Raw genomic sequence first — 23968 nt, 5'->3', positions numbered from 1 at the left:
CTCAGCGCGTCAGGAGGCCTTGGCCTTCTCCTGCGCCGGGGTGGCGGGAGCCGGGGCGGGCTTGGCCGCCTCGTAGAACTCCTCGCGCGGCGTCTCCATGGCACCGAGGGAGACGACCTCGCGCTTCAGGAACATCGCGAGGGTCCAGTCGGCGAAGACGCGGATCTTGCGGTTCCAGGTCGGCACGGCCATGCCGTGGTAGCCACGGTGCATGTACCAGGCGAGCCGGCCCTTGAGCTTGATCTTCATCTTGCCCATGACGATCATGGCGACGCCCTTGTGGAGGCCGAGGCCCGCCACAGCGCCCTTGTTGGAGTGGCTGTACTCCTTCTGCGGGAAGCCCCGCATGCCGGAGACCACGTTGTCGCCGAGGACCTTCGCCTGACGCAGCGCGTGCTGGGCGTTCGGCGGGCACCAGGCGTTCTCCACACCGGCCTTGCGGGCGGCGAGGTCCGGAACCTGGGCGTTGTCGCCCGCGGTCCAGATGTAGTCGGTGCCGGTGACCTGGAGGGTCGGCTGGGCGTCCACGTGGCCGCGCGGGCCGAGCGGGAGGCCGAAGCGGGAGAGCGCCGGGTTGGGCTTGACGCCGGCGGTCCACACGATGGTGTTGGAGTCGACCTCGAGGCCGTTCTTCAGCACGACGTGGCCGTCGACGCAGGAGTCCATGGACGTCGAGAGGTAGATCTCGACACCGCGGCCCTCGAGGTGCTCCTTGCCCCAGCGGCCCAGCTCCGGGCCGACCTCGGGAAGGATCTTGTCGGCGGCGTCGACCAGGATGAAGCGCATGTCCTCGCGCTTCACGTTGGTGTAGTACTTCGCCGCGTCGCGGGCCATGTCCTCGACCTCGCCGATGGTCTCCGCGCCGGCGAAGCCGCCGCCCACGAAGACGAAGGTCAGCGCCTTGCGGCGGACCTCCTCGTTGGTCGTGGAGTCGGCCTTGTCGAGCTGCTCCAGGACGTGGTTGCGGAGGCCGATGGCCTCCTCCACGCCCTTCATGCCGATGCCCTGCTCGGCCAGGCCGGGGATCGGGAAGGTACGGGAGACCGCGCCCATCGCGATGACCAGGTAGTCGAACGGCAGGTCGTACGCCTCGCCGACGAGCGGCGCGATCGTGGCGACCTTGCGGTCCTGGTCGATGCTGGTGACGCGACCGGTGAGCACCTCGGCTCCGCGCACGACGCGTCGCAGCGGGACGACGACATGGCGCGGCGAGATGCTGCCTGCGGCGGCTTCGGGGAGGAAGGGCTGGTACGTCATGTACGAGCGCGGGTCGACGACCGTGACGGTCGCTTCCGCATAACGCATCTTCTTGAGGATGCGTCGAGCTGCGTACAGGCCTACGTACCCACCGCCTACTACGAGGATCCTGGGACGCTCCGTGGTGCTCATGCATCCGAGTATCCACCCCTCTCAGGGGGGTCGCTCGTGCGCCCCTTCACAAGCTCCGGTGGTACCTCTGCTACACTCCGCCGCCCACGTGACCCAGGTCATGGTCGTGCAAAGGAACCAAGGTGCAGGGGTGAACGTTGTTCACCCCTACTGAACTGGTCTGGAGAGCCCCCGTTAACGCAGAACCACGGGGTGCATTCACACGATGGAAACATCGAGCGAACCGGGCTCCACGCCTGCGAAAGAGCCCCGACAGGGGCACTGGAGGCCCCAATGGCCCTCCGCGGCCCCCATCAGGGCCCTTTTCCTTGTGAAGAACTTCACGAACTTTGTCGGCGGACCCGTTCCGGACGCCCCGCCGAGTGCCCGTTATGCCACGGACAGTGCGATTCCGTCGAGGATGTCGTGCTCGCTGACGACGACCTCACGGGCGCCGGTCCGCTCCATGATCTCCAGCAGGACGAGCGCCCCGGAGACGATGACGTCGACCCGGCCCGGGTGGATCACGGAGATCGCGGCGCGCTCGGCGTGCGTGGAGCGGACCAGCGAGTCGACGATCTCCGCGACCTTCCCGTACGGGATGCGGGAGTGGTGGATCCGCTCGGAGTCGTACTCCTGGAGCCCGAGCGCGATCGCGGCGACCGTGGTGACCGAACCCGCGAGCCCGACCAGGGTCCCGGCCGAGCGGATCGGGACGGTCTCCTCGGCCAGGTCGAGCGCGGCCCGGATGTCGGCGCGGATCGCGTCGATCTCCTCGGGGGCCGCCGGATCGCTGCGCACATGGCGCTCGGTGAGCCGTACGCAGCCGATGTCGACGGACCGGGCGGCCTCGACGTGCCGGTCGCCGACGACGAACTCGGTCGAGCCGCCGCCGATGTCCACGACCAGGTACCGCTCGGAGGCGGGCAGCTCGCCCGTCGCGCCGGTGAAGGAGAACTCGGCCTCCTGGTCGCCGGTGATCACCTCGGGCTCGACGCCCAGGATGTCCAGGACACCGCCCACGAACTCGTCGCGGTTCTCGGCGTCACGAGAGGCGGAGGTGGCCACGAAGCGGAGCTTCTCGGCGCCCAGTTCCTTGATGACGGCGGCGTACTCGCGGCAGGCGGCGAAGGTCCGCTCCAGTGCCTCGGGCGCGAGGCGCCCGGTCCGGTCGACGCCCTGCCCGAGCCGGACGATCGTCATCCGCCGGTCCAGCTCGATCAGCTCACCCGTCTCGGGGTGGACGTCGGCGACCAGGAGGCGGATGGAGTTCGTACCGCAGTCGATGCCCGCGACCCGGGTCACTCCGCCGACTCCTTCTCGTCCGTGCACGGCGTGACGCAGGGCCCCTTGGCCCACCACTCGGGCAGCATCGCGATCGCCTCGTCGCCGAGCGGGTTCACGCCCGGGCCCGCGGCCAGCGAGTGGCCGACGAGGACGTGCAGGCACTTGACGCGGTCGGGCATGCCGCCGGCGCTCGGGAAGCCCTCCAGGACCTCGATGGCGTCACGGCGGGCGATGTAGTCCTCGTGCGCGGCCCGGTAGGCGGCGGCCAGCTCCGGGTCGGTGGAGAGCCGGGCCTGCATCTCCTTCATGACCCCGTTGGCCTCCAGCGTGCCGATCGCGGAGGCCGCGCGGGGGCAGGTCAGGTAGTACGTCGTGGGGAACGGGGTGCCGTCCGGGAGCCGCGGCGCGGTCTCGACGACGTCCGGGTTGCCGCAGGGGCAGCGGTGCGCGATGGCGCGCAGACCCCGGGGCGGGCGGCCGAGCTGCTGTTCGAAGGCGGCGACGTCCGCCTCGGTCGGCTCGGTGCGTGCGGTCTGCGGAGGGGGCGTTTCCATCGTTGCGTCTTGTCTTCTCGTCGGAGTGTCGTCGGTGGTGGAGGTCGGTTCGGGCCGGGACCGCCGGGCGGGGCGCGCTAGCGGCGCCTGTCCTCGCGGTCGACGCCTTCCCAGAGGTCGGAGTACCAGGGCTGCTCGGCGGCACCCTGCTCGGTGCGCCGGGCATGCTCGGCCTCGGGGTCGTTCACGGTGAAGCCGGTCTCGCCCGGCATCACGTAGTGGAGGTGCTCCCGGGCGAGCCGCCGGACGTACGCGGGGTCCTGGAGGCGGGCCTTCTCGTCCCGCAGCCTCTCGACCCGCGCGGCCGCGTCGTCGGCCTGGCGCTCCTGCTCGGCGATCTCGCCGCGCTGGGAGACGTACTGGCGCATGGGGTACGCGAGCGCGACGACCAGCGAGCAGACCACCAGGGCGAGGAAGGCCGCCCGGCCGGTGAGCCGGGAGCGGCGGGCCTGACGGCGGGTCTGGGAGCGGTAGACACGGGCGGCGGTCTGCTCGCCGAGCAGCCTGATCCTGGTCGCGGTCGAGAACCGGTCCCGGTCCTTCGCGGCCATCTCCAGTCGCCTCCCCTGTGTCGTCCCGTAACGCGTGCGTCCCCGCACACGGTACGGGACCGGGTGCGGGGACGGACGTAACCGAGGGTTCTCGGGGATCAGCCCTTGAAGCGCGGGAAGGCGCTGCGACCGGCGTAGACGGCCGCGTCGTCGAGGATCTCCTCGATGCGCAGGAGCTGGTTGTACTTGGCGACGCGCTCGGAGCGGGCCGGGGCGCCGGTCTTGATCTGGCCGCAGTTGGTGGCGACGGCGAGGTCGGCGATGGTGACGTCCTCGGTCTCGCCGGAGCGGTGGGACATCATGCACTTGAAGCCGTTGCGCTGGGCCAGCTCGACGGCGTCCAGGGTCTCGGTCAGCGAACCGATCTGGTTGACCTTGACGAGCAGCGCGTTGGCGGCGCCGTCCTCGATGCCGCGGGCCAGGCGCTCCGGGTTGGTGACGAAGAGGTCGTCGCCGACGATCTGGACCTTGGTGCCCAGCTTGTCGGTGAGGACCTTCCAGCCGGCCCAGTCGTCCTCGAACAGCGGGTCCTCAATGGAGACCAGCGGGTACGCGGAGACGAGCTCCTCGTAGTACTCGGTCATCTCGGCGGCCGAGCGGGACTTGCCCTCGAACTCGTACGAGCCGTCCTTGTAGAACTCGGACGCGGCGACGTCGAGCGCCAGCGCGATGTCCTTGCCCGGGACGTAGCCGGCCTGCTTGATGGCCTCCAGGATGAGGTCGAGCGCCTCGCGGTTGGAGTCCAGGTTCGGGGCGAAGCCGCCCTCGTCGCCGAGGCCGGTGGACAGGCCCTTGGTCTTCAGGACGGACTTGAGGGTGTGGTAGACCTCGGTGCCCCAGCGCAGGGCCTCGGAGAAGGACTCCGCGCCGATCGGCGCGATCATGAACTCCTGGATGTCCACGTTGGAGTCGGCGTGCGAGCCGCCGTTCAGGATGTTCATCATCGGAACGGGCAGCAGGTGCGCGTTCGGGCCGCCGAGGTAGCGGAAGAGCGGGAGGTCGGAGGCCTCGGACGCGGCGTGCGCGACGGCGAGGGAGACGCCGAGGATGGCGTTGGCGCCGAGGGAGGCCTTGTTGTCCGTGGCGTCCAGGTCGAACATGGCCTGGTCGATGAGGCGCTGCTCGGTGGCGTCGTAGCCGACGAGCTCCGGGCCGATCTGCTCGATCACGGCGAGGACGGCCTTCTCGACGCCCTTGCCCTGGTAGCGGTTCTTGTCTCCGTCACGGAGCTCAATGGCCTCGAACGCACCGGTGGAGGCACCGGACGGAACGGCAGCACGGCCGGTGCTGCCGTCGTCGAGGCCGACCTCGACCTCGACCGTGGGGTTGCCTCGGGAGTCCAGGATTTCCCGGGCTACGACGACGTCGATGGACGGCACGAGCATCTCCTTCTGGGATGTGACGCTAGATGTGACGCTTGCGGTGCAGGGTCGCTTTGGCCTTGCGACAAGAGCCTAACCGGCTCCGGGGCTCCCGCCCGCCGGGCGCCCGCCCCCTGGGACGAAAAAGGACCCGAGGGCATGCATCTCCGGCCAAAGCCCCCCAGAACTACTCGGCGGTAACTCCCGTGGGGCCGCGTTTCCGCCCGCTCCGGGGCCCCACTCCGGGGCCCCGCTCCGGAGTCGCGCTCCGGGGCCCTCTCCGGAGTCCCGGGAACACGGAACCCCGGCCCGGAGCGCACGGGGGAAAAGCGCTCCGGACCGGGGTGGTCACCGCGGGAGGGTCGTCGGACCCGCGTGAGCCGCCGGACTCACGCGAGCCGCGGGGCTCACTTCAGGTGAAGCTGCTGGCCCGGGTAGATCAGGTCGGCGTCCTCGACGACGTCCTTGTTGAGCTCGAAGAGCTTCGCCCAGCCGCCCTTGACGTCGTGGGCGGCGGCGATGGTGCTCAGGGTGTCGCCGGCGACGACCTTGTACTCGCCGTCGCCCTTCTTGACCTTCTTGCCGGTCGGGGTGGTGACGGTCTTCTTGGACTCGGCCTTCTTCGGGGCGGTCCGGGTCTCGCTGCGGGTCGTCGGCTGCTCGGCCTGACGCTCCTGCTTCGGGGCGGCCGGCGTGCTCTCGGCGGCGTCACCGGTGTAGGCGGCGCTGGAGAGGCCGACGCCGCAGCTCGGCCAGGCACCCTTGCCCTGACCGGCCAGGACCTTCTCGGCGATGGTGATCTGCTGCGACTTCGAGGCCTGGTCGGCGGTCGCGGCGTAGGCGGTGCCACCGTAGGCGGCCCAGGTGGAGGACGAGAACTGCAGGCCGCCGTAGTAGCCGTTGCCGGTGTTGATGGACCAGTTGCCACCGGACTCGCACTGGGCGACCTTGTCCCACTCGGAGGCCGTGGCGGCCGAGGCGGACCCGGTGGCCATCAGCGGGGCGGCGACGGCGACACCGGCGACACCGGCGAGGGCGACGGCGCGGGTGGCCCTGGAGGCACGACGGTGTTTGCCCTTGGCGGAAAACAGCATGGAACTTCTCCTCACCGACGCCTGCGAGGTGAGCTGTCGGGTTCGGGCCATGTGAGTTGCCCGGCCGCGCGACCTTGCGCGCGGCTTCACCCCAAGCCGGTCCGTCGGCCGTCTGTCTCAACGGCCGGGGGCGGCACTTACCTTGGGTCCCCCGCTCCTGCCTACGGCGCTTGACGCGACGACTGTTCCCATCGGCCGACGGCAGGATTCGGCGTTTCGGTCGACGGGGCCCGCGGTGGCGAGCGGTCTGACCGTAGACACAGACCCGGGGGAAGTTCAAAGAGGCCCAGGTCGGACATTTCACCCCCACTCGCCAGGGGGCGAAGGGTGTTTACGCAGGTGAGAGGTGACGGAAGCCGAGTTTGCGGACGGGACGCGCCAGTTGAGACAAAGAGACCCATGTCTCACTGGCGCAGAACCGGACATACAACCTCGAACTACCCCTGCTCAGAGCCCTGGTCGACACCCTGCCCGGCGGCCGAACCGAGACCGAGGTCGAGGCTCTGGCCAGGGAGGATCAGGTTCGGATCGGCACCCACCGTCGAACGGTTGGCGTCGTAGAGGGCGCCCCAGCCGCCCGGGAGCTCGTTCTGCTGGGCGATCACGGAGAGACTGTCGCCCGACTTGACGGTGTATTCGCCGATTGCATCGGAGATGTCCTGACCAGCAGTGGTGCCCGAACTGCCCGAAGAGTCCTTGTTGCCCTTACCGTCCTGCTTGACCTCGTCCACATCGGCGCCCCCATCGGTTGTCGGGGTGTCAGTCGGCAGGGCGTGTCGACCCTTTTCGCCATCCTTGCCCGGTATGACCGATTCCTCCGGGGCTGCGTCACCGCGGTGCTTCCCCGTGCCCGGGGTCGCCGACGTGCTCGGCGCGGTGGGTGTGGTGGACGGCTCGGGAGTGGCGGACGGCTCACCCTCCTCGTCGCCGTTCCCGTTGCCCGGAGTGGCGCCCTCGGAGGCGTCGGCGTCGGGCGAGCCCGTCCCGTCGCCGGCCGGCATCCCCGCGGTCCGGTTCGACTCGGGAAGGGGGCCCGTGGGCTCCGCCGGCTTCACGGCCGGGCCCGGGTCGACGTCCGGCTTCGCGCCGTCCTTCGTCAGACCGGCGATCGGGGCGCAGGTGGCCCACTGCGTGTCGCCCGCGGCGAACGCCCTCTCCGCCACCGCGATCTGCTGGGCGCGGCTGGCCAGATCCGCACTGGTCGCGTACGCGAGTCCGCCGTGCCGCTCCCAGCTCTCCTGGGTGAACTGCAGACCTCCGTAGAGCCCGTTGCCGAAGTGGGCACTCCACAGGCCGCCCGACTCGCACTCGGCCACCCGGTCCCAGGTGGCGGTGTCGGCGGCGGACGCCGAGCCCGCACCGAGGAGGGGAAGTGCCAGGGCCGATCCCGTCACGCCTGCGGCGACAACGATGGCGGGGGCCTGGCGGGGTCTGCGGTGTCGTCCGTTCCCGGAGCGCATGGGGAGGGCCTTTCGCGTGACTGCTGAGGTGACGGTGAACGTAGCGGCATTCGAACGTCAGTAACAAGTCGATGCAGCGGAGATCACGCGAAAGTCACAATCTTGACGGTCCGTCAGCCACCCAAAGGGGAGAACTCGACCGGAAGCGTGCGCAATCCACGCATGATGAGCCCTCCGCGCCACCGCAGATCGGCCGGATCCACGGCAAGTCGCAGGTCTGGCAGGCGAGTCAACAGCGTCGCGAGCGCGATCTGGCCTTCGAGCCGGGCGAGCGGGGCGCCGATGCAGTAGTGGATGCCGTGCCCGTAGCCGAGGTGCTGGTTGTCGCGCCGGGAGAGGTCGAGCGTGTCCGGCTCGTCGAAGCGCGCCGGGTCGCGGTCGGCGGCGGCGAGCACGACGAGGACCGGGTCGCCCGCCGGGATCTCCTGCCCCCCGATCGTCAGCGGCTCCATGGCGTACCGCCAGGTCGCCAGCTCCACCGGCCCGTCGTAGCGCAGCAGCTCCTCGACACCGGTCTCCAGGAGTCCCCGCTCCCCCGCCGCGAGCGAGGCCTGGAGGCGCTCGCGCTGGCCGGGATTGCGCAGCAGGGCGTAGACCCCGTTGCCCACCAGGTTGACCGTCGTCTCGAAGCCGGCGAAGAGCAGGATGAAGGCCATCGCGGCGGCCTCGTTCTCGGTGAGGTGCTCGCCGTGGTCGGACGCCTTGATGAGCCCGGAGATCAGGTCGTCGCCGGGGTCGAGCCGCTTGCGGTGGATCAGCTCCGCCAGATACCCGCGCATCTTCTTGACCGACCGCGCCACCCCGCCGCGCGGCCCTCCGCCGTGCCGGATCATCATCCCGGCCCAGTCCCGGAAGTCGTCCTGGTCCTCGGGCGGCACGCCGAGCAGGTCGCAGATCGCGTAGATGGGCAGCGGGAAGGCGAACTCGTGGATGAGGTCGGCCTCGCCCTTCGCCGCGAAGGAGTCGATCAGCCGGTCCGTGAGCTCCTGGACCCGGGGGGCGAACTCGGCGACCCGGCGCGGGGTGAACGCCTTGGAGACCAGCCTGCGCAGCCGGGTGTGGTCGGGTGGGTCGATGTTGAGCAGATGTGTCATCAGCTCGGCCTTGCGCTCCCCCGGGATCCCCGTCTTCCCCTTGGCGTGCGCGGGCTCGTCGTGATGCGCGGGGTTCTTCGACAGCCGCTGGTCGGCGAGGGCCTGACGGGCGTCGGCGTAACGGGTCACGAGCCAGGCCTCGACCCCGCTGGGCAGCTTCGCCCGGTGCACGGGCGCGTGCTCGCGCAGCCAGGAGTAGGCGGGGTACGGATCGGTCGCGAACTCCCAGGTGAAGAGTTCGGGAGCGGGGGTCCGAGCCGGAGGCTCGGCGGGCTGGTCGGCGGGGGTCGTGCTCACCCTGAGACGGTACAAGGTCACCGCCGCAGCGACCTCCGGGCCCGCGACCGTCACCGCGCACCGGCCTCGGGGCCGCCGCCGTCACTGTCCGCCCGGCCTCCGGCCCGCGATCCGCCATCCGCCATCCGCCATCCCCGATCCGCGAGATGTGAGATGTGATCGTCCTGTGAAGACGCGTGGCCTAGATTCTTCCGCGTGGACGCCCAGTTACTCAGAAGCCTGTTCGCCGTCGTCGAGAGGCGGGCCGAACACGCCGTCACCTTCTTCTACTCCCATCTGTTCTGGCACAACCCGGGCGTCCGTGAGCTCTTCCCCGAGGACATGCGGGCCCAGCACGACCGGCTCTTCGCCGCGCTCACCCATGTCGTGACCCGCCTGGAGGACCCCGGGCTGCCGGCCTACCTCGCCCATCTGGGGCGCGACCACCGCAAGTTCATGGCCACGCCCGCGCTCTACGCCGCCGTCGGGTCGAGCCTCGGCGCCGCGTTCGCGCACGCCGCCGGGGCCGCCTGGACCATCGAGGCCGAGAAGGCGTGGACCGAGGCGTACGGGTACGTCGCCGAGCACATGATGCGGGGCGCCGGCCAGGCCGACGCGGAAAGGCAGCCGGCCTGGTGGGACGCGGTCGTCGTCCGCCACGAGCGGCTCGGCGGGGACCTGGCGGTCCTGACCCTCAAGCCGCGCAGGCCCTTCGCCCATCTGCCCGGGCAGTACGTCGGCGTCAGCTCGCTGCGGGTCCCCCGGGTGTGGCGGACGTACTCCCTGGCCAACGCCGTCCGCACGGACGGGACGGTCGAGCTGCACGTCAGCCGGATCCCGGGCGGTGCGATGAGCACGGCGCTCGTCGACGAGACGCGGGAGGGCGAGTCGCTGCGGCTGAGTGCGCCCGGCGGCGCGCTGACCTCGCGGACCGCGCCGGGCGGTCCGCGCAGCTACATCGCCGCCGGCACCGGCTGGGCGCCCGTCAAGGCGCTCCTCGAAGAGGTGGCGGAGGCGGCGGAGGAAGTCGAGGCCCGGCTCTTCCTCGTCGCGCGCGCGAAGGAGTACCTGTACGGGAGGGAGGACGCCGAGCGCCTGAGGGAACGGATACCCGGGCTGCGCGTCACGTACATCACCTCCGCGCCCCGCCACCCCCGCGACCAGGCGACCGAGCGCCTGCTCCACGCGCTGTACACCTGCGGCAACTGGCGTGCCCACGACGTGTATCTGGCGGGCCCGCCCGGCTTCCTCGCCGAGGTGCTCCCGGTCCTGGACCACCTGGGTGCCGCCCGCGTCCACCACGACCGTCTGCCGGCGCCGCGCGGCTCGCGCGGCCGCCCGGCCGGCCCGGCGGAGTGGTTCATCGACCCGCCGGAAGTCCCCTGGCACGACCCGGCGGCCCGGGCTCCGCACCACCCCTGATCCGGGCCCGCCGAGGCCGCCGTGGCCGTCGGCTTCGTCGTGGTCCCGGTCTCCCTACTTCGCCGCGTTCTCCGTCGCGAGGATCGTGTCGCGGTAGACGCGCGCGGCGGCGCGCAGGGCGGCCTCCGGGTCGACTCCGGTCGCCTCGGCCCGTGCCGCGAGGGCGAGCAGCTCGTAGCCGATCCCCTCGCCCTTCGGCAGCTCGACGTCCAGGCCGGCCGTCCGCGCCCGGCCCGCCAGCTTGGCGGCGAGCGCGAGACCGGGCTGGCCGAGCGGCACCCCTTCGGTGACCGAGTCGCGCTGCTTCTCGATCGCCTTGGTGCGCAGCCAGTGCTCCTTGACCTCCTCCGGCGTCTCGGCCTCGGCGTCGCCGAAGACGTGCGGATGGCGGTGGATCAGCTTCTCCACGATCGTCCCGGCGACATCGTCCAGGGAGAACGGTTCCTCCTCGTCCTCCTCCGCGATCCTGGCGTGGAAGACGACCTGGAGCAGGACGTCCCCGAGCTCCTCGCGCAGCTCGGTGCGGTCGCCGTCCTCGATCGCCTCGACGAGTTCGTACGCCTCCTCGAGGCCGTACTTGGCGAGACCCTTGTGGGTCTGGCGCGAGGACCAGGGGCACTCGCGCCTGATCCGGTCCATGACCTGCACCAGATCGAGGAGCCGGGCGCCGGGCAGGTCGTACGAGCCGGGCAGCAGCTCCAGGTCGGGCATCGTGACGCGGCCCGACCCGGCCAGCCGGGCGAGCCCGTCGGTCAGCGCCCGGTCGCCCTCGCCCGAGGGCAGCACGACGACGGTCCGGCCCCCGGCGCACGCGTCGAGGAGATCCTGCGCGGCGGGGCTCGCGTGCTCGACGGCGACCCCGGCCTCGCGGAGGTACGGCAGCTGTGGGTGGTGCTCGTCGGCGCACAGCACCCGGTCGGCGCCGTGCAGCGCCTGCCACGCGGGCCAGGACAGCAGTCCGGGCGCCACACGGTGGCTGGCGGTGAGCAGGACGACACGGCCGGGGTCGACGGGTGATTCAGCGTTCACCCTTCGACCTTACGTGGCCGGACGAACCGGCTACGCACCCGCTTCGGCGGTGGCCGGGTCCTGGGTGATCTGGCGCAGCCAGGGGGCCTGGAAGGTGCCGAGCTGGATCTTGGCGTCGTCCCACGTGCCGAAGCGCGGGTTGACGTCGATGCCGAGGTCCTTGGACGCGGCGGTGAAGACCTCCGTGAGCTTCTTCTGGCCCTCGGGGGTGTTCGCGATGCCCAGCTTGGCGGCGATCTTGTTCATCAGGACCGTGCGGCGGACGACCCCGTCGATCTGGTCCGGGGCGACGCCCTGCTGCTGGAGCAGGGTCGCGGCCAGCTGCTCCGGGCCGCCGCTCTGCTGTGTGAACTCGTCCCTGGCCTGCTGGATCTCGCCGCGTGTGGCCGTGATGCCGTTGTCCTCGGCGACCCGGTCCACCACCCGGTCGAAGATCATCACGTTGAGCTTCTCGCGGCTGAGGTCGCCGGTCGCCTCGATCAGCTGCGCCGCCTGCGGCGAGGCCTGCTGTGCGGCCCGTACGTCCTCCACCTGCGCCTGGAGGCTGGACACCTCGATCCGTTCCCCGCCGACGACGGCCGCCGCCCCTGGGTGGGCCTCACCGCCGCATGCGGTGAGCAACGGGGCCGCGGCGAGGAGCGCGGCGGAGACGGAGAGCGCGGTGCGGCGGTGCAAAGGAGCCTCCCGGCGTGGGTCGTGCGTCAGTTGAACGACCTTGCGGTGATCGATGTTAGGCAGTCACCGGAGCCGGGGCCACTCCTTCGCGGCCACTACTTCGTCGTGACTGTCTCGACCAACGACGGAACGGTTCGGCTGGTGTCGGTCCTGGGGCGCGGAAGATCGGCGTTCGTGGCCTTCACCAGGAAGTGCGGGCGCCGCTTCACCTCGTAGTAGATGCGCCCCACGTACTCGCCGACGAGCCCGAGCATCACCATCTGGACACCGGCGAGCGCCGTGACGATGACGAGCAGCGTGACGTATCCGGGGGTGTCCACGCCGTTCACCAGCGCGTCGCCGACGATCCACGCCGCGTACGCCAGCGCCACCGAGACCAGGAATATTCCCAGATAGACGGCGGCCCGCAGCGGCTTGTTGTTGAAGGAGAGCAGTCCGTCGAGCCCGTAGTTGAGCAGCTTTCCGAAGGTCCATTTCGAGCGGCCCTGCTCGCGCACCGCATTCTCGTACTCGAATGTGGTGGTGCGGAATCCGACCCAGGCGAAAAGGCCCTTGGAGAAGCGGTTGTACTCGGTGAGTTCGAGGATCGCGTCGACGGTACGGCGCGAGAGCAGCCGGAAGTCGCCGACGCCGTCCACCAGCTCGACGTCCACCAGCCGGTTGATCGCCCAGTAGTAGAGGCGCGCGGTCACGGTGCGGGTGACCCGGTCGCCCTTGCGGGTGCGCCGCGCGATGACCTGGTCGTACCCCTCGCGGTGCAGGGCCACCATGCGGTGCACGAGCTCCGGCGGATGCTGGAGATCGGCGTCCATGATGACGACCGCGTCGCCCTCCGCGTGCTGGAGGCCGGCCAGCATCGCGGCCTCCTTGCCGAAGTTCCGGCTGAAGGAGACGTAACGGGCGCGAGGGTCGGAGGCGGCGATCTCCTCCAGGAGAGGGAGGGTCCGGTCATGACTTCCGTCGTCCACGTAGACCAGCTCGAATTCTCCGTCGAAACCGGAGAGTTCTGCGGTCACATGGTCGTGGAAGCGACCGATGATCTCCTCTTCGTTGAAACACGGAACCACGATCGAGAGCAGCACGAAGGACACGACAGCCGACGTGGATGTCTCCGGCCGATTCGAAACATGACCGACAGGCGACCATTCGGTGAACTGGCCCCGCCCGATCACCATTTCGAGTTCCGTACTGGCATATTCACACCATCATGCCTGCTCAGACCAGACCGGCCGTGGGCCGTTCCGCCGGCCTCGCCTCGTTCCTCACCGTCCTCGCGGTCTGCGCGGGAGACGCGGTCGCCCGCACCTTCCCCTTCGGTCCGGAGCGCCGGAGCGTCAACGACCTGGCCAACCAGTTCGTCCCGTACCACGCCCACCTGTGGGACCTGCTGCACGGACGCGGGGACGGCGGGCTGCTCCTCAACTGGCAGTCCGGCTGGGGCACCAGCTTCCTGCCCGACCTCGGGACCTATCTGGGCAGCCCGTTCGCCCTCCTCGTGGCGCTCTTCCCGCGCGACGACATCGAGTACGCGGTCTACGCCGTCACGCTTCTGAAGATGGCGGCCGCCGCGGCCGCCATGACCGCGACGCTGCTACGGCTGCGGCCCGGCCCCTGGTGGGCGGCGGCGGTGCTCGGCGCTTCGTACGGGCTGTGCGGCTGGTCGGTCATCGAGGCCACGTACAACCCGATGTGGCTCGACGGCCTGATCGCCTTCCCGCTGTTGGTCCTGGTCGGCGAGTGGGCACGGCAGGCCCGCCGGCCGCTGCTCGGTCCGCTGGTCGTCGCGCTCTGCTGGGTCGGCAACTTCTACACCGCGTACATGGCGACGATCGGCGCGGCGCTCGTGCTCCTGGTCCGGCTCGCGGCGGCTCGTGAGCTGCGCGTCCGCGTGGTGGTGCGGGGGGCGGCGACCGTGCTGCTCGGGATCGGGCTCGCGGCACCGGTCCTCGTGCCGGTGTTCCTCGGCTCGACGCACGCGTACCCGGGCTGGACGACCAACTTCCAGCCCGCCGGCTGGCCGGACTTCCTCGCACGGCTGCTCCCGGCGACGTACGGCTTCTACACCCCCGCCGCGTTCCTGGGCACCGGAACGCTGCTGCTCGCCGGGGCGCTGCTCTTCCACCGGAAGGTGCCGCGCCGGGAGCGGTGGCTGTGGGCCGGGTCGGCGGTCGCGGTCGGAGTGTCGCTGCAGTGGGGGCCGACGCATCTGGTGTGGCATGTCTTCGCCACACCGAACGGCAGCCCGTACCGGCAGACGTTCGTCTTCTCCGGCGTCCTGGTGCTCGTCGCCTGGATCGTCCTCTCGTACGGCTGGCCCGGACGGCGCGCGCTGCTCGGCGGGGTCGGCGTGGTGGCGGCGGTCGGGGTCGGCGCGGTCGCCGGCGAGTCGGTGACCGCCTGGTCCTACCCGCTGTTCGCCCTCGGTCTGGCGGGGGCCTGCGGGGGCCTGTGGCTGGCCGCGCGGGGGAGGGTTCCGGTCGTGGCGGCGGCGCTGCTGGCCGCGGCGCTCGTCGGACAGGCGGCCGCGACGACGGCGTACGCGGACCGGGAGCGGCTCGGGCGGCTCGACGACTACCCGGCGTGGGGCGCCGAGCAGCGGAAGCGGACGGAGGCGCTCGCCGAGGCCGACGGCTGGCCCGCGTACCGCACCGACTCCGGCCGCGAGCAGATCACCGGTAACGAGCCGATGCTCTTCGGTGGCCAGGGCGCCGCGTACTACAGCAGTCACACGCCCACGGTGCTGACGGAGACGCTGGCCGCGCTCGGCGGCGGCTGGACCTCGCGGGGGCGCAATCTTCAGAGCCTGGACAACCCGGTGACGGACGCGCTGTTCGGCGTCGGCGCGCGGTGGCGGGGGGACCGGGTGGTGCGGACGGACGCGGCGCTGCCGCTGGTGACGGTACGTCCGGAGGGGGCCGCCGTGCCGCGGTACGGGGCCTCCCCGTTCCGCAACCAGGAGATGCTGCTCGGCTCGTCCGTGTACGACCTGCCCGGGAAGGCGGGCTGCCCGGTCGGCAGCGAAGTCTTCCTCTGGGCCCCCGGCTTCCGGGGGACCGCCCGGCTCGGGGCGGGCGGCACGCCGGTGAGGATGAGCGGTGAACTGCCGAAGCGGCGGGCCGCGCTGACCTCGCTGGGCGTGCAGGAGACGGCGGGCGAGGTCGTGGGCCTGAAGGGGGAACGCGGCGCTGCCCACGAGGTCGGCTGCCTGGACCGGGGGCGGCTGGCGGCGGCGGTGGAGGGTCTGCGCGCGAAGGCGGCGACCTCGGTCGACGTCACCGACAGCGGCATCCGCGCGCGGTTCGCGCCGGGTACGAGGGGGACGGCCCTGATCGCGGCCCCGAGGATCGCGGGCTGGACCTGCGAGGGCCGCCCGGCGGCCTCGTACGGCGGCCTGGTGGCCGTGGCTCTCGGCGGGCGGACGTCGGTGAGCTGCGACTTCCGCCCGCCGGGCCTGCGTGCGGGCCTGGGCCTTGGCGCCGGAGCGGTGCTGCTGCTGGCGGCGTGGTTCGTGACGGCCGCCCGCCGGGCACGGCGAGGGAGCACCTCCACGGAGGTCCCGCCGTCGGCCGAGGTCCGGGCGGACACGCTGACGCAGACGGGCTGAGCGGGGCGAAGCCCGTGGACGCGCGAGAAGGGCCGGACCCCGCCGGGTCCGGCCCTTCTCCGTGCACCGGTCCGTTACTTGACGGGGTTCAGGCAGAGGACGAACTTGTACGACTCCAGCTGCTGCGCGAGCGCGACCTCACTCACGTCGCCGCACTTCTCCACGTCGAAGGTGTCGTCGATGACCTTCACGACCTTGTAGAGGTCGGGCACCTTCTCGCCGCACGGCTTGGTGTCGACCTCGGGGTCGGTGTCGGAGCCGGTCACCGTCACGCACTCGCCGACCTTGGCGGAGACGGGCGCCTCACCCGTGAGGTACGGGAGGCCGAGCTTCCAGAACAGGATCGCGGCGAACGCCACGACGATGCTCAGGATCGTCTTGCCTATGCTGCGCTTCTTCTTCGCCGGCTCGGTGGGCGCGAGAGGCTGCTCGGCAGGAGTGAGGGGCTGCTCGGAGGAGGCGGGCGGCTGCGTCGTCATGAGGTCTTCCTTGGGGACGTGAACATGATCAGACGCGAACGCTACATCTCCCGGAAGGGGCAAAGCGGACCATGAAGATCCAATTCCACATCAGTTGCGGAGTCGTGATTCTGGCGCCCCGTCAGGCGAAGCGGCCCATCTGCTGCTGGCGCGCCAACGCGCGGCGCAGGTCGGTCGGGAGCGAGTGATACGGGCCGTATGCCCGTTCCGTGTCGTACAGGAGCGACTGGAGCTGCTGGTGGGCCGCCGTGTGGTCCCCCATCGCCAGGAGGAGGTTCCCGATCCGGCGCCGGATGTCGAAGAACCGGCTCTGATCCGCGCCCTGCTCGACGAACGGAAGCAGGGCGCGGTACTCCGTCAGCGCCGCGGCCGTCTCCCCCAGCTGCTCCAGGCACTGCGCCGCCTCGTAGCGGAACTGCAGCGTCTGCGGGTCGGCCGGGCCGGACTCCGCCGCGCGGTCCTCCGCGAGCCGGCGCAGCTCCGGCAGGGCCCGGCGGTACTGGCCGTCGTCCATGAGCGTCGTCGCGTACTGCTTGCGCAGGATGCGGACGACGGGCGAGTGTTCGCCGTGCTCCGCGGCGGCCGCGGGCAGGATGGAGCCGAGAAGGTCGACGGCCCGCGTCAGGGAGCCCTCGCCGAGCAGCCGCTTGACCTCGTCGACCGTGGCGGCCACGTCCGGGCGGGCGACCGGCGGCGGGACCGGAGGCGCCACCGGCGGGGCGGGGGCGGAGGCGCGGTCGGGCCAGGGCGCGTGCGGGCGCAGGAAGGGGCGGGTCGGGTCGAGCGGCCCGGCCGGGGCACCCCGCGCGGGAAGCAGCGGCAGCAGCGCCTCGTACACCTCGTGCGCCCCCGCGGGGCGGTGCTGCGGGTCCTTGGTGAGCAGCCGCAGCACCAGCGCCTCCAGGGCCTCCGGCACCTCGGGGCGCAGCTGCCGGACCGGCAGCGGCGGCTCGTACAGATGGCGGTGGAGCACGCCGAGCGCGGTCGATCCGGCGAACGGGACGTTGCCGCTGAGGAGTTCGTGCATCAGGACGCCGAGCGCGTACAGATCCGTGTACGGGCCGACGGCGCCGCCCATGGCCTGCTCGGGCGCCATGTAGGCGGGGCTGCCGATCGGCGAGCCGGTGTGGGTGAGGCGGGTGGTGTCGGTGTCCAGGACGGAGGCCACGCCCAGGTCCAGGACGGTGACCGTGCCGTCCGGACGCACCATCACGTTCCGCGGCTTGAGGTCGCGGTGGACGATCGGCACCGCGTGCACGGCGGCGAGCACCGCGCACAGCTGGGCGGCGACGGAGACGGTCCACTCCCAGGGGTACGGGTCGTGCTCGGCGAGGTGGTCGGCGAGGTCCGCGCCGTCGACGTACTGCATCACGAGGTAGAGGTCGTCGCCGTCGCTGCCCGCGTCGTGGACGGTGACCAGGCCCGGGTGGTCGACCTGGGCCGTGACCCGGCACTCGCGCACGAAGCGGCGCCGCAGCTCCTCGGCGGCGGTGGCGGGGCCGGTCATGGTGGCGGGGCGGAGCAGCTTGACGGCGACGCGGCGGTCGAGCCGTCCGTCGTACGCCGTCCAGACCTGGCCCATGCCGCCCTGGCCGATGACGGTGGACAGTTCGTACCGTCCGCCGATGACGCGTCCGTTCACTTCTCCTCGTCCTTACGGAGGAGGTGGCTGAGTTCGTCCAGCTCGGCGCGGACCTGTTCGATCCGGGGGTTGGACGGCGGGGTGGCGGGCTGGGGCGGGACCACGGGCCGCTGCTGCGGCTGGGGCTGTGGTTGTTGCTGCAGGGGCCGGGGCTGGGACTGGGACTGCGCCGGGGCGACGTAACCGGCCTGGTGGCGCGGCACGGTCGACCCGTACGGGCTGTACGGGGAGGTGCCCGCGGGGGACGCGAGGCCGAGGCGGACCTTGTCGTGCTTGATGTCGACGACAAGGAAGTAGACCGTGAACGCCGCCGCGTTGAGCAGGATCATCGCCATGGCGACGTCCGCCTGCGTCGTCTCGATGTCCTCCGGGAGCAGGACCATGCCGGTGATCATGACGGCCGCGGAGACCCCGCACAGGATCCAGTCGAGCGTGCGACGGGTCACCACGGCGAGCCGGATCATGGTCCCCCACGTCAGGAACCCGATGCTGAACAGCGGCAGCATCGCGAAGAGCACGCGGAGCACGATCACCGACGTCGGAATGGCGCGCGGTGGTGGCGGAGGCGCATAGCCGTGGCCGTACATTCCTGCTCCTGGGCGTTCGTTTCGGTTGCGGGGACGAGCGTATACACCGACGGGGACAACGGCTCCAGGGTTGTACCGAACCGTTGTCGGACCGATCACGGTGCCACCGCTCAGGGCGCCACCGTGCCGTCCGCGAGCCCGTCGTACAGCCCCTGGACCAGCTGCTCGCCGAGCCGGCCCGCGAGCCGCAGCGCGTCCTCGAACTCGGCGAGGGCCCGGAACCGCTCCCCGTACCGCTGCTGTTCGGCGAGCGGCAGACGGGGGAGCTGGAGGCGCCGGACGTCGAGCCGGGTGGCGGTGGAGGCGTAGCTGCTGGCCTGGCGGGTGTTGGCGGTACCGCGCAGGAACCCGGCCAGGAACCAGGGGTCGAGCGCGGCCGGGTCGGGACGCAGGAGCTGGAGGTTGCGGCCGAGGGCTGCTCCGGCGGTGGAGGCCTCGACCACCCGGGCCAGGGAGCCGCCGCCGAGGACGGGGACGACGACGTCGCCCTCGGCGAGGACGACGGGCTCCTCGGGGGCTCCGTCGGGGAGGGACCCGGTGGGCTGCTGCGCGGCGAAGACGTCGTTCTCCGTGAGGACCCGGAGGGGGGCGCCGTCGAAGGCGGTGGTGCCGGTGCCGCCCGCGCGGAGTTCGAGGGCACCGGTGCGGGCCAGCTCGCCGACGGTGACGCCGGTGGGCCGGGCGGCCGCGGCCGGGTCGGCGGCGGTGTCCGCGGGCAGGGCCGGGGGCGGGGTGAGAGCGACGGTGTGGCCCAGGGTCTCGGCCAGCCGGTCGCGGACCGCGAGGAGTTCGGCGGCGCCGCCACCCGCCGCCGGGGGCGGCAGATGGCGGGCGGGCGCCAGGTCGACGTCGTCGTCGAGGAGTTCGATGACGGGCACGGCCCTGCTCGCGCCGGGGGTCTCGACGACCGTGCCGTGCTTGTCGAAGGGCAGCCAGGCGTCCAGTACGGCGGTGTGGACGGCCTGCCAGTCGAGCTTGTCGCGGCCCGCGCCGCCGATGTGGTCGCCGGTCGTGTCGACGACGAGGAGCTCCGGGGACGGGGTGACGCCGGGGGCGGGCCTGCGCAGCACCCAGAGGTGGAGCGGGATGCCGTAGGGCGGGGCGGCGCCCGCGGGCAGGGCGACGACGGCCCGCAGGGCGCCCCTGCGCAGCAGGTCGGCGCGGATGCGGCGGCCCGAGCGCCGGGAGGCTGCGGCGGGCGGCATGAGGAGGACGGCGGTGCCGCCGGCGCGGAGCCGGGCCAGGGCGTGCTGGACCCAGGCCAGTTCGGATTCGGTCCGGGCCGGGAAGCCGTACTCCCAGCGGGGGTCGTAGGCCAGTTCGTCGTGGCCCCAGTTGCGCTCGTTGAAGGGCGGGTGGCAGAGCACGGTGTCCGCCGTCAGGTGGGGGAAGGCGTCGGCGCGCAGGCTGTCCCCGGTCCGTACGCGGATGTCGGCGTCGGAGGCGAGGGCGAGGCGCAGGGCGGTGAGCGCGGCCAGGTCGGGGTCGGCGTCCTGGCCGTACAGGGCGCCGGGGTGGGAGACGGCGCGGAGCAGGCTGCCGGTGCCGGATGCCGGGTCGAGGACGGTGGGGGCGGGGCCGGCGCCGGGGGCGGCGAGCGCGGCCATCAGGGCGGCGGGTCCGGGCGGGGTCAGCGTGTACTGGCGCGGGTTGGCGTCGAGGTGGCGGCCGAGCAGGAACTCGAAGGCCTGGCGGGCGCCGGTCTCGGCGGCGAGGTCAGCGGCGCCGCGCAGGAGGGCGACGGCGGGGGCGAGTTCGGCCGCGGTGGGCGTACGGACCGCCGGATCGACGCCGAAGCGCTCGGTGAGGACCTCCTCCAGGGCGACCGGCAGGGTCTCGGCGAGCCGTTCGTCGGAGACGGCGGCGAGGGCCGGCCAGGCGGTGGAGCGGTCCCGTACGAGCAGCAGGACGCAGCCGGCCTGGGCGAGGGCGGTGACGGCGCCCGCCGGGTGGCCGGCGATCTGCTGCCAGACGCGCTCGCGCAGGGGGACCTCCGCGAGCTTGCCCTGGGCGCGGAGCCAGCGCTCGACGTCCGCGAGGGCGAAGGAGGGGCTGGTCTCGGTGCCGCCCACGGGCCGGGGGAAGTCGGCGTGGCGGCGCCGCCAGTTGCTCACCGCGGCCCGTCCGACTCCGGCGAGCCGGGCGATCCCGGCGGCGGTCACCTCTGCTGCGTGCTCCGGCACCTGGCTGCCTCCCTTGGCTTTCCGCACGATTCCCCGCGTTCACGTGCTGTGACCCCGATCCTACCGACGCGCGCAAGACCCATCGCTTCACAGCGTGAGCCGATTCAAATCTTGTGAACCGTGTTGACTCGGTTCACAAGCTCTGCTGTTATTGATTCATCGCTCCACGGGGGTCCGGAAGGGCCCGATCAACCATCGACGCGTCTCGTCCGGGAGGACACCCATGTCGTACGACACCCAGACCCCGCAGGTCCCGCACGTGGCCGCGCGCAACGGTCTCGGCACCGCGGCCCTCGTTCTCGGCATCATCGGCACGGTCTCCGGCTTCATCCCCTTCCTCTTCTGGCTGGCCGGCATCCTCGGCCTGATCGCCCTGATCCTCGGCCTCACGGGCAGAGGCCGCGTGAAGCGCGGCGAGGCGAACAACAAGGGCGTGACGACGACAGGCGCGATCCTGGGCCTCGCCGCCCTGATCCTCTCGGTGGTCGGTGTGGTCGTCACGTACGTTCTCGTGAGCGACGCGGTGAACGACGCGGCGAAGGCTGCCGACAAGTCCATCCAGGACTCCGCCCCGCAGGACCCCTCGGACAGCACGGGCAAGGGGAACGCAGGCAAGGGCCTCGCCGCCGGTGACACCGCGATCTACGACGACATCAAGGTCACGGTCTCGGAGGCCAAGTCGTACAAGCCCAGCGAGTTCGCCGCCGGCCACACCGAGGGCAACAAGGCCTACCAGGTGACCGTCGTGATCGAGAACGGCGGCAAGGAGAAGTTCGACGCCGCGCTGGTGACGCTGACCGCCCGCGCCGGCAATGACGGCGTGACCGCCGAGCAGGTCTTCGACGACAAGGTCGGCACCGGCTTCAGCGGCTCCATCCTGCCCGGCAAGAAGTCCACGGTCGTCTACGCCTTCGACACCCCGAAGGACGCCAAGGACCTCTCGGTCGAGGTCAGCCCCGGCCTGGAGCACGAGGCCTCCCAGTGGGAGCTGAAGGTCGGCTGACCCTCCGCCCGGCCCCGCCACACCCTCCACTGCTCAGCCGCTCAGCCCTTCGCCCCCCCGGCGCTCGACTCCCCCGCTCCCCCGTACGCCCTCCCCACCCCCGGAGAACCCACCATGTCTGCCGCCCGCCATCCCCGCACCCGCCGCACGGCCCTGGTCTCCGCGCTCTGCGCCGCGGCCGCACTCACGGCCACCGCCTGCGGCCCCTTCTCCGGCGAGGCGAAGGCCTCCGGGCCCTTCGGGGACCTGACCGGACCCGAGATCGCCAACAAGGCCGTCGCCGCGACGAAGAAGGCCGACTCCCTGACCCTCGACCTCGCCACGAAGACGACCGACGGGCCGATGAAGGCGTATCTGTCGATGAACACCGGCGGACAGTGCGCCGGCACCCTGACCGTCGGCACGACGGGCACGGCCGAGCTGGTCAAGGCCGACGACAAGGACGTCTACCTCCGCTTCGACGAGGCGTTCCTGCGGGCCCAGGCGGAGGGCGAATCGCCCGAGGTCCAGGAGGCGGTCCTCAAGGAGCTGAAGGGCCGCTGGGTGAAGACCCCGGTGACCGACCCCGAGGCCAAGGACAACCTCGAACTCTGCGACCTGAAGTCGCTCCTCGGCAGCTTCGAGGAGGGGATCAACTTCGCGGTCAAGGGCAAGGAGACGACCGTCGGCGGCAAGAAGGCCCTGACGCTCACGGAGAAGTCCGGCGACGAGACGACGACGGTCTACGTGGCGACGCAGGGCGAGCCGCACATCCTGAAGATCGTGACGGCGGGCGGCGAGGAGCCGGGGACGATGACGTTCACCGACTACGGGAAGCCCGTCGCGGCGAAGGTCCCGGCGGCCAAGGACGTCGTCGACGAGGAGAAGACCGGCTGACCCGCACGGACACGGGCGCCGACAAGGGTGTGAGGGCCACTGCCGGGGAGTGGCCCTCACACCCTTTCGGGCTGTTCACAGCGCGTGGCGGACCCACACGTTCGGCTCGACGTAGACCGCGTAGCCGCGGGAGACCTCACAGTGCACCGGGACCAGCGCGCCCTCGACCTCCACCGGGCCGTCCGTGTCGAACGGCAGCCCGGTCCAGGCGCGCCACTGCTCCACCGAGGCCGCGACCGTCATCGAGGCCGGGGCCACCGCCTCCACCGTGGCACCGGCCCTGACGTGGACGCGCAGCCACGGGTCGTGGGGCAGGCCGTCCGACTCGCGCGTACGGAACGCGTACTCGTGGATGGAGGACGCGGCCTCCAGGTGCTTGCCGTTGGGGCGGACCGGGGCGACGACCTCCGAGAAACCGAGCCGACGGGCGTTGTCCCGCATGGCGCCGAGCATCTTCGCCGAGAGCCCCCGGCCGAGCACGCTCGTGTCCACGGTGACCTCGATCGCGCTGACCGTGTCCGGCACGCGTCCGTGCCGCCGGTCCGAGAACGCCCAGAGGAGTACCTGGTCCCAGCCGGTGGCGGGCAGTTCGCCGCGCCCCTCGGCGTGGAGCCGGAAGGGGACGCTGAACGCACGCGCGACGACCTTGCCGTCGGGGTCGGTGCCGACGAGGACGTACTCCGGCAGTTCCGTGACGATCCGGCCGAAGTGCGACCAGCCCACCGGGTCGTTGACCGTGAACTCCGGCCAGAGGTCCTTCATCGCCCACATCGCGCCTTCGAGTTCGGGGCGCTCGGCGAGGGTCGTTATGTTCAGTTCCATCAGCGGAGGCTAACGATCGTTCGCGCAGCGGGAAAACGAATTACGGAAGCCTCTGCTCCGGGCACCGGCCGAGGACGTTCTTCATCGCGTCGAGCTCGGCCCGCGTGACCCAGACCCCGTACTTCTTCTTCACGGCGACCTGCGCGGCGACGTAGGTGCAGCGGTACGCCTTGTTCGGCGGCAGCCAGGTCGCCGCGTCCCCGTCGGACTTGCGCCGGTTCGCGGACGCCTCGACGGCGAGCAGGTTGAGCGGGTCGTTGGCGAACCGTCGCCGCTTCTCCGCGTCCCACTTCTGCGCGCCCTTCTGCCAGGCGTCGGAGAGCGCGACGAGATGGTCGATGTCGACCTTGCTGCGACCGCGGACGAAGTCGACGCGGTCCCCGGTGTACGGGTCGTCCGCCAGGATCCCGGAGGCGACCTTGCAGCGGCCGTCCTTGAGGCGGACGTCCGCCAGATCGCGCCTGAGGATGTCGTCGCGGGTTATCTCCATCTCTCTCCCGATCGCGATGCACATGAGGCACAGCCGTAACCCATTCCTGTCCCTCGCTGTTATCAGTCACGCCATGAGGCACATGAGTGACATAGGAGACAGGGAGCAGAT

20 protein-coding genes, 1 pseudogene and 1 riboswitch are annotated in these 23968 nt (G+C 71.5%); of the genes and pseudogenes, 4 read left to right on the top strand and 17 right to left on the bottom strand.

The window, feature by feature from the left end:
• Nucleotides 1-9 precede the first annotated feature (9 nt).
• From ACF1G2_RS28465 to ACF1G2_RS28430, 8 genes are all read right to left on the bottom strand, one after another.
• On the bottom strand, nt 10-1389 hold the full coding sequence (locus tag ACF1G2_RS28465) for an NAD(P)/FAD-dependent oxidoreductase (RefSeq protein ID WP_361672038.1): 1380 nt from the start codon (nt 1387-1389) through the stop codon (nt 10-12).
• A gap of 369 nt (nt 1390-1758) precedes the next feature.
• A complete protein-coding gene (locus tag ACF1G2_RS28460; protein WP_391801029.1) occupies nt 1759-2673 on the bottom strand; it encodes an exopolyphosphatase in 915 nt (304 codons plus the stop codon).
• Nucleotides 2670-3209 carry a DUF501 domain-containing protein gene (locus ACF1G2_RS28455; protein WP_391801028.1) on the bottom strand — a complete coding sequence of 180 codons (540 nt, stop codon included), beginning with the start codon at nt 3207-3209 and terminating at the stop codon, nt 2670-2672. The genes ACF1G2_RS28460 and ACF1G2_RS28455 overlap by 4 nt, the downstream gene beginning before the upstream one ends.
• A gap of 77 nt (nt 3210-3286) precedes the next feature.
• A complete protein-coding gene (locus ACF1G2_RS28450; RefSeq protein WP_391801027.1) occupies nt 3287-3760 on the bottom strand; it encodes a septum formation initiator family protein in 474 nt (157 codons plus the stop codon).
• A 98-nt stretch (nt 3761-3858) separates the two neighbouring features.
• The gene (gene eno, locus ACF1G2_RS28445; RefSeq protein WP_352188521.1) at nt 3859-5145 is read right to left on the bottom strand and encodes a phosphopyruvate hydratase; all 1287 of its coding nucleotides are present in this window, start codon (nt 5143-5145) and stop codon (nt 3859-3861) included.
• Between the two features lie 383 nt (nt 5146-5528).
• Complete coding sequence (locus ACF1G2_RS28440; protein ID WP_391801026.1) at nt 5529-6215, bottom strand: transglycosylase family protein; 687 nt, start codon at nt 6213-6215, stop codon at nt 5529-5531.
• A gap of 3 nt (nt 6216-6218) precedes the next feature.
• Nucleotides 6219-6394: riboswitch (cyclic di-AMP (ydaO/yuaA leader) on the bottom strand.
• A 258-nt stretch (nt 6395-6652) separates the two neighbouring features.
• Complete coding sequence (locus tag ACF1G2_RS28435; RefSeq protein WP_391801025.1) at nt 6653-7609, bottom strand: transglycosylase family protein; 957 nt, start codon at nt 7607-7609, stop codon at nt 6653-6655.
• 179 nt (nt 7610-7788) lie between these two features.
• The gene (locus ACF1G2_RS28430) at nt 7789-9066 is read right to left on the bottom strand and encodes a cytochrome P450 (protein ID WP_391801024.1); all 1278 of its coding nucleotides are present in this window, start codon (nt 9064-9066) and stop codon (nt 7789-7791) included.
• A gap of 195 nt (nt 9067-9261) precedes the next feature.
• Between ACF1G2_RS28430 and ACF1G2_RS28425 the strand changes: the two genes are divergently transcribed.
• The gene (locus ACF1G2_RS28425) at nt 9262-10467 is read left to right on the top strand and encodes a globin domain-containing protein (RefSeq protein WP_391801023.1); all 1206 of its coding nucleotides are present in this window, start codon (nt 9262-9264) and stop codon (nt 10465-10467) included.
• 54 nt (nt 10468-10521) lie between these two features.
• Here ACF1G2_RS28425 and ACF1G2_RS28420 read toward each other — a convergent pair whose 3' ends face one another.
• The 3 genes from ACF1G2_RS28420 to ACF1G2_RS28410 form a co-directional block, all read right to left on the bottom strand.
• Entirely contained in the window at nt 10522-11496 is a 975-nt protein-coding gene (locus ACF1G2_RS28420) for a nucleoside triphosphate pyrophosphohydrolase (RefSeq protein ID WP_391801022.1), read from the bottom strand.
• A gap of 30 nt (nt 11497-11526) precedes the next feature.
• Complete coding sequence (locus ACF1G2_RS28415) at nt 11527-12171, bottom strand: SurA N-terminal domain-containing protein (RefSeq protein ID WP_391801021.1); 645 nt, start codon at nt 12169-12171, stop codon at nt 11527-11529.
• 95 nt (nt 12172-12266) lie between these two features.
• A complete protein-coding gene (locus ACF1G2_RS28410) occupies nt 12267-13253 on the bottom strand; it encodes a glycosyltransferase family 2 protein (protein ID WP_391801081.1) in 987 nt (328 codons plus the stop codon).
• Between the two features lie 125 nt (nt 13254-13378).
• On the opposite strand from ACF1G2_RS28410, the gene ACF1G2_RS28405 reads away from it, so the two are divergent.
• Complete coding sequence (locus ACF1G2_RS28405; protein ID WP_391801020.1) at nt 13379-15775, top strand: YfhO family protein; 2397 nt, start codon at nt 13379-13381, stop codon at nt 15773-15775.
• Nucleotides 15776-15849: 74 nt separating this feature from the next.
• Here ACF1G2_RS28405 and ACF1G2_RS28400 read toward each other — a convergent pair whose 3' ends face one another.
• The 4 genes from ACF1G2_RS28400 to ACF1G2_RS28385 form a co-directional block, all read right to left on the bottom strand.
• Nucleotides 15850-16254 (bottom strand): hypothetical protein, encoded by a 405-nt coding sequence (locus ACF1G2_RS28400; RefSeq protein WP_391801019.1) that lies wholly within the window; start codon nt 16252-16254, stop codon nt 15850-15852.
• 121 nt (nt 16255-16375) lie between these two features.
• A complete protein-coding gene (locus ACF1G2_RS28395; RefSeq protein ID WP_391801018.1) occupies nt 16376-17896 on the bottom strand; it encodes a protein kinase in 1521 nt (506 codons plus the stop codon).
• Nucleotides 17893-18429, bottom strand: a complete 537-nt coding sequence (locus ACF1G2_RS28390; RefSeq protein ID WP_391801017.1) for a hypothetical protein — start codon at nt 18427-18429, stop codon at nt 17893-17895. Before ACF1G2_RS28390 ends, ACF1G2_RS28395 begins: the two co-directional genes overlap by 4 nt.
• A 164-nt stretch (nt 18430-18593) precedes the next feature.
• Entirely contained in the window at nt 18594-20666 is a 2073-nt protein-coding gene (locus ACF1G2_RS28385) for an N-6 DNA methylase (RefSeq protein WP_391801016.1), read from the bottom strand.
• Between the two features lie 223 nt (nt 20667-20889).
• Here ACF1G2_RS28385 and ACF1G2_RS28380 point away from each other — a divergent pair, with 223 nt between their 5' ends.
• Both ACF1G2_RS28380 and ACF1G2_RS28375 read left to right on the top strand, forming a co-directional pair.
• Nucleotides 20890-21669 carry a DUF4352 domain-containing protein gene (locus ACF1G2_RS28380; protein ID WP_391801015.1) on the top strand — a complete coding sequence of 260 codons (780 nt, stop codon included), beginning with the start codon at nt 20890-20892 and terminating at the stop codon, nt 21667-21669.
• A gap of 114 nt (nt 21670-21783) precedes the next feature.
• Nucleotides 21784-22545, top strand: coding sequence for a hypothetical protein (locus ACF1G2_RS28375; RefSeq protein ID WP_391801014.1), 762 nt, complete (start codon nt 21784-21786; stop codon nt 22543-22545).
• Between the two features lie 75 nt (nt 22546-22620).
• Here ACF1G2_RS28375 and ACF1G2_RS28370 read toward each other — a convergent pair whose 3' ends face one another.
• Nucleotides 22621-23367 (bottom strand): N-acetyltransferase, encoded by a 747-nt coding sequence (locus tag ACF1G2_RS28370; protein WP_391801013.1) that lies wholly within the window; start codon nt 23365-23367, stop codon nt 22621-22623.
• Nucleotides 23368-23407: 40 nt separating this feature from the next.
• A pseudogene (locus tag ACF1G2_RS28365) lies at nt 23408-23848 on the bottom strand (HNH endonuclease family protein); the annotation flags it as partial.
• Nucleotides 23849-23968: the final 120 nt, after the last annotated feature.

The organism is Streptomyces sp. NPDC013457, assembly GCF_043089925.1.
In the GTDB taxonomy this organism is placed as follows: Bacteria; Actinomycetota; Actinomycetes; order Streptomycetales; family Streptomycetaceae; genus Streptomyces.
Note: the sequence above shows the minus strand (reverse complement) of the source record. Positions and strands in the feature narration are given on the sequence as shown.

Bases quoted from the DNA above. Each gene is read 5' to 3' on its own strand.
- ACF1G2_RS28370 (WP_391801013.1), bottom strand. From the start codon at position 23,367: ATGGAACTGAACATAACGACCCTCGCCGAGCGCCCCGAACTCGAAGGC.
- eno (WP_352188521.1), bottom strand. From the start codon at position 5,145: ATGCTCGTGCCGTCCATCGACGTCGTCGTAGCCCGGGAAATCCTGGAC.
- ACF1G2_RS28400 (WP_391801019.1), bottom strand. From the start codon at position 16,254: ATGACGACGCAGCCGCCCGCCTCCTCCGAGCAGCCCCTCACTCCTGCC.
- ACF1G2_RS28375 (WP_391801014.1), top strand. From the start codon at position 21,784: ATGTCTGCCGCCCGCCATCCCCGCACCCGCCGCACGGCCCTGGTCTCC.
- ACF1G2_RS28405 (WP_391801020.1), top strand. From the start codon at position 13,379: ATGCCTGCTCAGACCAGACCGGCCGTGGGCCGTTCCGCCGGCCTCGCC.
- ACF1G2_RS28455 (WP_391801028.1), bottom strand. From the start codon at position 3,209: ATGGAAACGCCCCCTCCGCAGACCGCACGCACCGAGCCGACCGAGGCG.
- ACF1G2_RS28380 (WP_391801015.1), top strand. From the start codon at position 20,890: ATGTCGTACGACACCCAGACCCCGCAGGTCCCGCACGTGGCCGCGCGC.
- ACF1G2_RS28450 (WP_391801027.1), bottom strand. From the start codon at position 3,760: ATGGCCGCGAAGGACCGGGACCGGTTCTCGACCGCGACCAGGATCAGG.
- ACF1G2_RS28465 (WP_361672038.1), bottom strand. From the start codon at position 1,389: ATGAGCACCACGGAGCGTCCCAGGATCCTCGTAGTAGGCGGTGGGTAC.
- ACF1G2_RS28440 (WP_391801026.1), bottom strand. From the start codon at position 6,215: ATGCTGTTTTCCGCCAAGGGCAAACACCGTCGTGCCTCCAGGGCCACC.